Source organism: Roseateles sp. (assembly GCF_039595295.1).
Lineage (GTDB): Bacteria > Pseudomonadota > Gammaproteobacteria > Burkholderiales > Burkholderiaceae_C > Roseateles.
In genome coordinates this window covers 1-7,616 of the sequence record NZ_JBCNLU010000078.1, presented here as the reverse complement: position 1 = coordinate 7,616, position 7,616 = coordinate 1, and the positions used below count along the sequence as shown (strand labels likewise).

General features: G+C 67.3%; 6 protein-coding genes. 4 read left to right on the top strand and 2 right to left on the bottom strand.

From position 1 onward, the window contains the following. Both ABDW59_RS24355 and dinB read left to right on the top strand, forming a co-directional pair. Positions 1-416 (top strand): hypothetical protein (locus ABDW59_RS24355; protein WP_343634038.1); only part of this gene is annotated, 416 nt, incomplete at its 5' end. A 52-nt stretch (positions 417-468) separates the two neighbouring features. Further along, on the top strand, positions 469-1,713 hold the full coding sequence (gene dinB / locus ABDW59_RS24350; RefSeq protein ID WP_343634036.1) for a DNA polymerase IV: 1,245 nt from the start codon (positions 469-471) through the stop codon (positions 1,711-1,713). A gap of 6 nt (positions 1,714-1,719) precedes the next feature. Here the strand turns inward: dinB and ABDW59_RS24345 are convergent, their stop codons facing one another. Beyond that, positions 1,720-2,163 carry a YbaN family protein gene (locus tag ABDW59_RS24345; RefSeq protein WP_343634034.1) on the bottom strand — a complete coding sequence of 148 codons (444 nt, stop codon included), beginning with the start codon at positions 2,161-2,163 and terminating at the stop codon, positions 1,720-1,722. 93 nt (positions 2,164-2,256) lie between these two features. Between ABDW59_RS24345 and ABDW59_RS24340 the strand changes: the two genes are divergently transcribed. Both ABDW59_RS24340 and ABDW59_RS24335 read left to right on the top strand, forming a co-directional pair. Continuing rightward, entirely contained in the window at positions 2,257-3,156 is a 900-nt protein-coding gene (locus ABDW59_RS24340) for a LysR family transcriptional regulator (protein WP_343634032.1), read from the top strand. Positions 3,157-3,259: 103 nt separating this feature from the next. After that, complete coding sequence (locus ABDW59_RS24335) at positions 3,260-4,417, top strand: alpha-hydroxy acid oxidase (RefSeq protein WP_343634030.1); 1,158 nt, start codon at positions 3,260-3,262, stop codon at positions 4,415-4,417. Between the two features lie 66 nt (positions 4,418-4,483). On the opposite strand, the gene ABDW59_RS24330 is transcribed toward ABDW59_RS24335, so the two are convergent. After that, positions 4,484-7,417 (bottom strand): hypothetical protein, encoded by a 2,934-nt coding sequence (locus tag ABDW59_RS24330; protein ID WP_343634029.1) that lies wholly within the window; start codon positions 7,415-7,417, stop codon positions 4,484-4,486. Positions 7,418-7,616 lie beyond the last annotated feature (199 nt).

The window sequence follows — 7,616 nt, the reverse complement described above, 5'->3', positions numbered from 1 at the left end:
TCGGCGACACGCTCGACCGCGGCGAGGACGCGCTGCCCGCGTTCAAGGCGTTGCTGGCGCACACCGAGGAGCACTTCGCGATGGAAGAGCGCTGGATGGCGGCGACCGGCTTCGAGGCCGAGAACTGTCACAGCAGCCAGCATGCGATGGTGCTCAACGTGATGCGCGAGACGGTGCGCTACGCCGAGGAGCTGCTCGACCGCGAGCCGCTGACCATCGTGCGCGGCGAGCTCGCGCAGTGGTTCCCCGGTCATGCCGAGATGATGGACGCGGCGCTGGTCTACACGATGCAGCAACGCGGCTTCGATCCGAAGACCGGCGAATGCGGCACGCCCTTCAAGACCGCGTCGGCGGCCGAGGGCGCCGAGGCCGAGCCGGCGATCTCCGCCTGCGGCTCGAGTTCCTGCGGACATTGACCGCCGCGCCTGCTGACAGCGATCGTCAGCAAGCGCCGCCACAATGCGCCGCATGGCCGAGTCGACGCCAGCACTGCCCGATCGCCTGATCGCCCACCTGGACATGGACGCGTTCTACGCGTCCGTGGAGCTGCTGCGCTATCCGGAGCTCAAGGGCCTGCCCGTGGTCGTCGGCGGCCGCCGCGCCCACACGCCGCAGTTGCTGCCCGACGGCACGCGCAAGTTCTTCAAGCTCGAGGACTACACCGGCCGCGGCGTCGTGACCACCTCGACCTATCCGGCGCGCGACCTGGGCGTGTTCTCGGCGATGGGGCTGATGAAGGCCGCGTTGCGCGCGCCGCAGGCCATCCTGCTGCCGGCGGACTTCGATTCCTACCGGCATTACTCGCGGCTGTTCAAGGCCGCGGTGCGCGAGATCGCCCCGGTGATCGAGGATCGCGGCATCGACGAGATCTACATCGACCTGAGCGAGGTGCCCGGCGCGCGCGACGCGGTCGGGCACGACCCGCTGGGCGGCGCGCGGGCGGTGGCGCGGGAGATCAAGAACTCGGTGCAGCGCGCGACCGGGCTGACCTGCTCGATCGGCGTCACGCCCAACAAGCTGCTGTCCAAGATCGCCTCGGAGCTGGACAAGCCCGACGGGCTGACGCTCATCACGATGGCCGATCTGCCGACCCGGATCTGGACCCTGCCGGTGCGTCGCATCAACGGCATCGGGCCCAAGGCCGGCGCGAAGCTGGAGTCGCTGGACATCCACACCATCGGCGAGCTGGCGGCCGCGCCGCAGGAGCTGCTCGCCCAGCATTTCGGACCGGGCTACAGCGTGTGGCTGCATCAGGCGGCCTGGGGGCTGGATGATCGGCCGGTGGTCACGCACAGCGAGCCGGTGTCCATCAGCCGCGAGACGACCTTCGAGCGCGATCTGCACGCGCGGCGCGACAAGCCGGAGCTGTCGCGCATCTTCACCGCCCTGTGCGAGCAGCTGGCCTCGGACCTGCAGCGCAAGGGCTATCTGGGCCGGACCATCGGCATCAAGCTGCGCTTCGAGGGTTTCCGCACGGTCACGCGAGACCTGACCCTGGACGAGCCCGTGCAGGACGCGGCCGCGATCCGCCATGCGGCGGGCCTGTGCCTCAAGCGCGTGGACCTGAGCCAGCGGCTGCGGCTGCTGGGGGTGCGAGTCGGGAAGTTGAGCCGGCCCGGCGAGTTGGAGCCGGCCAAACGCGGACGGTCGAGCGCCACGGAGAAGGCGAAAGACACGCGGCCGAGGCCGGAGAACCTGAGCCTCTTCGGTTGATCGCGCTCAGGCGGTCGGCAGGCGCCACAGCCAGATCCCGACCGCCAGGCAGCACACCGCCGGGAGCCACGGCAGCACCGGCATCACCGCCCAGGCGATCGCCGAGCTCAGGGCCATCATTCCCCAGGCCATCTGCTTGGCGCGCAGCGGCACGGCCCGATTCGCGCGCCACTGGACGATCATCGGACCGAAGCGCGGATGCCCGACCAGCCAGGCCTCGCAACGCGCCGATCCACGCGCGAAACAGAACGCGGCCAGCAGCACGAAAGGCGTGGTCGGCAGCAGCGGCAGGAAGATCCCGATCACGCCCAGCAGCAGGCTCAGCCCGCCCCCGATCAGCCATGGGAGCCGGCGCCACAGCGCGGCCTCTTCCGGCACGCGGACGGTCGCGTCATCGGCGGCGTCGGCCTCGGCGTCGGTCACGGGATCTCGATCGGCGGCATCGGACATCGCGCCACTGTAGCGGCGCCGCGCGCTCGAGCGTGCGCCCGGCGCTCATGTCCGCCCGGAATCCGGGACCTCTGGCGGCTACAGTCGCGCTCCATGAGCGACGCCCCCAGCGACTCCCTGCGACTGCCCTCCATCGACGGCCTGCTGGCCTTTGAGGCCGCCGCCCGCCTGGGCAGCCTGGAGCGCGCGGCAGAGACGCTGCACGTCAGCGCCAGCGCCGTCGGCAAGCGCATCGCGACGCTCGAGGAGCGGCTCGGGCAGCCGCTGCTGACCCGCAACCCGCTGCGCCTCACGGCCGCGGGCAAGGAGTACTTGGCTCAGGTCCAGACCGCGCTGTCGCTGCTGGCCGCCGTGCCGCTGCATCGCCGTGAGCAGCAACGGCTCACACGCCTGAGCATCAGCAGCCCGCCGACCTTCGCGCGCCAGGTGCTGGTGCCCGCCCTGCCCGGCTTCCAGGCCGCGCATCCGGACATCGAGCTGGAGCTGCTGCTGTCCACGCCCTATCTGGATCAACCGGCGCCGCCGTCGGAGGTCGAGATCTTCGCGGGCGCCATTCCCGCCGGCGGCGAGGTGCTGCTCGACGACGTCGTCACCCCGATGGCCGCGCCCGCCTTGCTGGCTCGCTTGCCCGCCTTGAACGCCCCCGCCGATCTGGCGCAGGCGCCGCTGCTGCGCACGCCGCTGCAGCCCTGGTCGCCGTGGCTGCGGGCGGCGGGACTGGCCTGGCCGGAGCCCTCCCTGGGGACGCGCTTCGTGGACCTTGGCTTGACGCTGGAAGCGGCCGCCTGCGCTCAGGGCGTGGTGCTGGGCCGACCCAGCTTGGCCGCGACCTATCTGCGGGGGGGCACGCTCAAGCGGCTCTTCGATCTGGCCGTTCCCGCGGCCATGCCCTACGGCCTCGTGCGGCATGGCGAGAGCGACGCGGCGCGCGCGTTCTCGCGCTGGTTGGTGGCGCACTGCGCGGCGCTCAGCGCCGATGCGGGCTACAACTGAGCGCGCGGCCTCGGGAAGTCCCTGAGGCCGCCAGAAGCTTCTTCCGGGGCCACCCGCCAAACTTTCCGCCCCGGCGCGAGCGGCCTGTCCTAGCATCCGCCGAATGAGCGTCATCACCTGCATCGAAGACCTGCGCGTGCTCGCGCAGAAGCGCGTCCCGCGGATGTTCTACGACTACGCCGACTCCGGCTCCTGGACCGAGAGCACCTATCGCGCGAATGAATCGGACTTCCAGTCCATCAAGCTGCGCCAGCGCGTCGCGGTCAACATGGAGGACCGCAGCACCGCCGCCGAGATGATCGGCCGTCCGGTCGCGATGCCGGTGGCGATCGCGCCGACGGGCCTGACCGGAATGCAGCATGCGGATGGCGAGATCCTCGCGGCGCAGGCCGCTGAGGCCTTCGGCATTCCGTTCACGCTGTCGACGATGAGCATCTGCTCGATCGAGGATGTGGCGGCCCACACGACGGCGCCGTTCTGGTTTCAGCTCTACGTCATGCGGGATCGCGGCTTCATCAACAGCCTGATCGACCGCGCCAAGGCGGCGAAGTGCGATGCGCTGGTGCTCACGCTGGACCTGCAGATCCTGGGCCAGCGCCACAAGGATCTGAAAAACGGCCTGTCCGCGCCACCCAAGCTGACGCTGCCCAATGTGATCAACATGGCGAGCAAGCCGCGCTGGTGCCTGGGCATGCTCGGCACGCCGCGGCGACAGTTCGGCAACATCGTCGGGCATGTGAAGGGCGTGGGCGACATGGGGTCGCTGTCGGAATGGACCGCCAAGCAATTCGATCCGCAGCTGAGCTGGGGCGATGTGCAATGGATCCGCGAGCGCTGGGGCGGCAAGCTGATCATCAAGGGGATCATCGACGACGAGGATGCCAAGCTCGCGGCCGCGACCGGCGCCGATGCGCTGATCGTCAGCAATCACGGCGGACGGCAGCTCGACGGGGCAGAGTCCAGCATCCGCGCGCTGCCGCGCATCGTCGAGGCAGTGGGCGAACGCATCGAGGTGCACATGGATGGCGGGATCCGCTCGGGACAGGACGTGCTCAAGGCCTGGGCCCTGGGCGCCCGCGGCACCTACATCGGCCGCGCCTTCCTCTATGGGCTGGGCGCAATGGGAAAGCCCGGCGTGAGCCGGGCTTTGGAGATCATCCACCGCGAGTTGGATCTCACGATGGCGTTTTGCGGGCATCGGCGCCTGAAGGACGTGGACGGCGGCATCCTGCTGCCGTCCACGCTGCCGGGTCTCCGATGACTCGGCACCACCCGATCTGAAGCGCTCTATCGATCGTCGAACGGATCGGGCTGGGGTTTCCGGACGTCAGATCGCAACGGGCACCCCAGCCGGCGCCAACGTCACCAGGACGCCCGCCCCAACCGGGTGAACCAGATAGATGGTCAAGTCCGGCTGGCTGAAGTTGCCGTTCCCATCAACGTCGACGAGCAGCTCGACGTTCCCTTCGCCGAAGAGCTTCTTCTGAACGAACTGATCCTGTCGCGCGATGTCGAAGTTCGACAGGACGGTGCTCAGATCGACAACATCACCCTCCGGCTGCGAGTAATCCAGGATCACCGCCTTGCTGGTGGCGAACTGCAATATCCAGAACACGTCGGCCCCCGAGCCGCCCAGCAAGGTGTCGAAGGATGTCGCGGCGACGAGCCGGTCGTCGCCCGCCGTCCCAGCCACGGCGAGGGTATCGACCACATCGCCGCCCTTGATCTGGACCAGCGCGGTGTGCCCGTAGAAGGCGGGGTCGGCGTAGCTGCGGAACAGCTGATCGTATTGAACGATGTCCTTGCCGACGTCCACCTCGTACATGCCGTCCTGCAGATTGTTGATGTTGGTGTAGTAGGTGGCCTCCGGGCTGACGTTGCCGGCGGCATCTACCGCGCGCACGTGCACCGGAAGTCCTGCGGTCATCGCGACATCCAACACCGTGTCGCCGCTGATCGCCTCCCAGCCGGAACCGTCGCGCCGATCCACCTCGAAGTGCTCTCCCGGCTGAGCAGTCCCGAGCTTCACCACGGACTGGTTGTTGACGACCGTGTTCATCGGCTGAGGCGCGGCGGGGGCTTCGCTGTCCAGCGCAACGTTCAGACTGGCGCTGATTGCGCCGGTGTTGCCGGCCTTGTCGATTTGCCGCACGACGACGGCATTGGCGCCCTCGTTGAAGCTGGCACCGGAGATGCTCGCGCCTTGGCCCTGGAGCCAATGCTGGCCGCCGTCCAGCGAGTACTCCCATGTCACGCCAGATTCGAGACCGGCCACGGTCACATTGCCACTCTTGTTGATCAACTCGACGCCGGAACTTGTGGCAAGCGTCGGCGCATTCGGCGCCGTCGCGTCCAGCGTGAAGGTGATCGTCGTCCCTTCGCTCACTTTCCCGTCTTTGTCCACTTGATGGACGACGACCGACTTCGTTCCATCACGTCCCCCGAAGTACGAGCTCGGAATGACTCTGTCCGTCGTGCGATTCAGCTCGCTGCCGCCCGCAGGTCCATAGAGCAGAGTCGCGCCGTCGGCCAGTCCAGTCACATTGATCGTGCCGTCCTTGGAGATCAAGTCCGTGCTGGAGATACCGGTGTCGTTGGACAACCGCAGCGTCGGTGCGGCGGGAAGCGCGCCACTCGACTGGCCGCGATCCAACACGAAATGCAGCGAATTGCTGTAATGCACCAAGCCTTGCTCCGTGTTCTCGTAGATCACGGCTCGAACGGAGTGCTGACCATCTGACAACAGGTTGGTGATGTCGAAGTCCAGGCCTGGCGACCAGATCGCCTTGTAGGTCGCGTTGTCCTCCCAGTCGTACTCGATCTTGTAGGCGAAGATGTTCTCGGGGACGGTCGCGTGGATGGCGGCATTGCCGACCGTCACAAGGCCGTTCTGCCCAGGGGCCCCTGGCGACTTCAGGGCCAGCGTCAACGGCACCTGGTCGATGGTCGTCGTGTTGAGCGTGAAGCTCAGCGAGCTGGTCGTGCTCTCGTTGCCCTTGCGATCGAACTGCCTGACTTGAACTGACTTGTCACCGTCCGTGCCGAAGACAGCCGAATCGATGGTCGAGCCGACGCCGGTCGTCCAGGTGATTCCCCGATCGAGGCTGTACTGCCAGGATCCGCCATCTTCCAGACCGCTCACCTTGACGGTGGCGTCGGGCGACACCTTGTCATCCCATGCCGTGCCGACGTCCCTGGCGAGGGACAGTGACGGTGCTGCCGGCGGCGTCACGTCGCTGAAGACCAGCGGGTCCTTCGTGACGAAGGTGGCCTTGCTGGTGGCCGAGTTGCCGGCCAGGTCGGTCTGCCGCACGAGGAGGCTGTTGTCGGTGGCCGGGAGCGCGCTGAAGGGAAGCGTCGAGCCGGTGCCAGTCGTCCAATTCTTGCCGCCGTCCACGCTGTAGAACCATGCGGCGCCGGTTTCGATGCGGTCGATTCGGATGGTGCCGTCGGCGTCTTGAATGACTTCCGGAGCGGCGACCTGCGAGTCCTTCGTGACGTCGATGCTTGTGGACGCCTGATTGCCAGCGAGGTCGGTCTGACGGATGGTGACATGGTTGGCGCCTTCGGCAAGCGCGTTGGCGGAGATCGAATCACCAGTGCCCGACGTCCAGGTCTTTTCGCCGTCCAGGCTGTAATCCCACTTGCCGCCGGCCTCGATGCCGCCGACCTTGATGGAGCCTTGAGCGTTGATCGGATTCGATCCGTTGCTTGATTCCACCGAAGGTGCCGCGACTTGCGTGTCCTTCACAACGTCGATGCTCGTGGCCGCCTGATTGCCGACAGAGTCGGTCTGGCGAATGGTGATGTGATTGGTGCCTTCGCTCAGGTCACTGGCGGCGATCGACGAGCCGGCGCCCTGCTTCCAGGTCGCGCCGTTGTCCAGGCTGTAGTCCCACTTCGCACCGGCCTCCAGGCCGGACACGGCCACCGAGCCGGAGCCATTGATCGGATTCGCGCCGTTGCTCGGCGTCACCGTGGGCATCGACACCGTCGTGTCCTTGACGACGTCCAGCTGACTCGTCGACTGATTGCCCGCCGCATCGGTCTGGCGAATGGTGACATGGTTGGCGCCCTCGGCAAGCGCGTTGGCGGAGATCGAATCACCAGTGCCCGTCGTCCAGGTCTTCTCGCCGTCCAGGCTGTAATCCCACTTGCCGCCGGCCTCGATGCCGCCGACCTTGATGGAGCCTTGAGCGTTGATCGGATTCGATCCGTTGCTTGATTCCACCGAAGGTGCCGCGACTTGCGTGTCCTTCACAACGTCGATGCTCGTGATCGCCTGGTTGCCGACAGAGTCGGTCTGGCGAATGGTGATGTGATTCGCGCCTTCGCTCAGATCGTTGGCGGCGATCGACGAGCCGACGCCCTGCTTCCAGGTCGCGCCGTTGTCCAGGCTGTAGTCCCACTTCGCGCCGGTCTCCAGGCCGGATACGGCCACCGAGCCGGAGCCATTGATC

Coding starts and splice junctions, on each gene's coding strand:
- ABDW59_RS24340 (WP_343634032.1), top strand. CDS start 2,257: ATGAGCGACGCCCCCAGCGACTCCCTGCGACTGCCCTCCATCGACGGC.
- dinB (WP_343634036.1), top strand. CDS start 469: ATGGCCGAGTCGACGCCAGCACTGCCCGATCGCCTGATCGCCCACCTG.
- ABDW59_RS24335 (WP_343634030.1), top strand. CDS start 3,260: ATGAGCGTCATCACCTGCATCGAAGACCTGCGCGTGCTCGCGCAGAAG.
- ABDW59_RS24345 (WP_343634034.1), bottom strand. CDS start 2,163: ATGTCCGATGCCGCCGATCGAGATCCCGTGACCGACGCCGAGGCCGAC.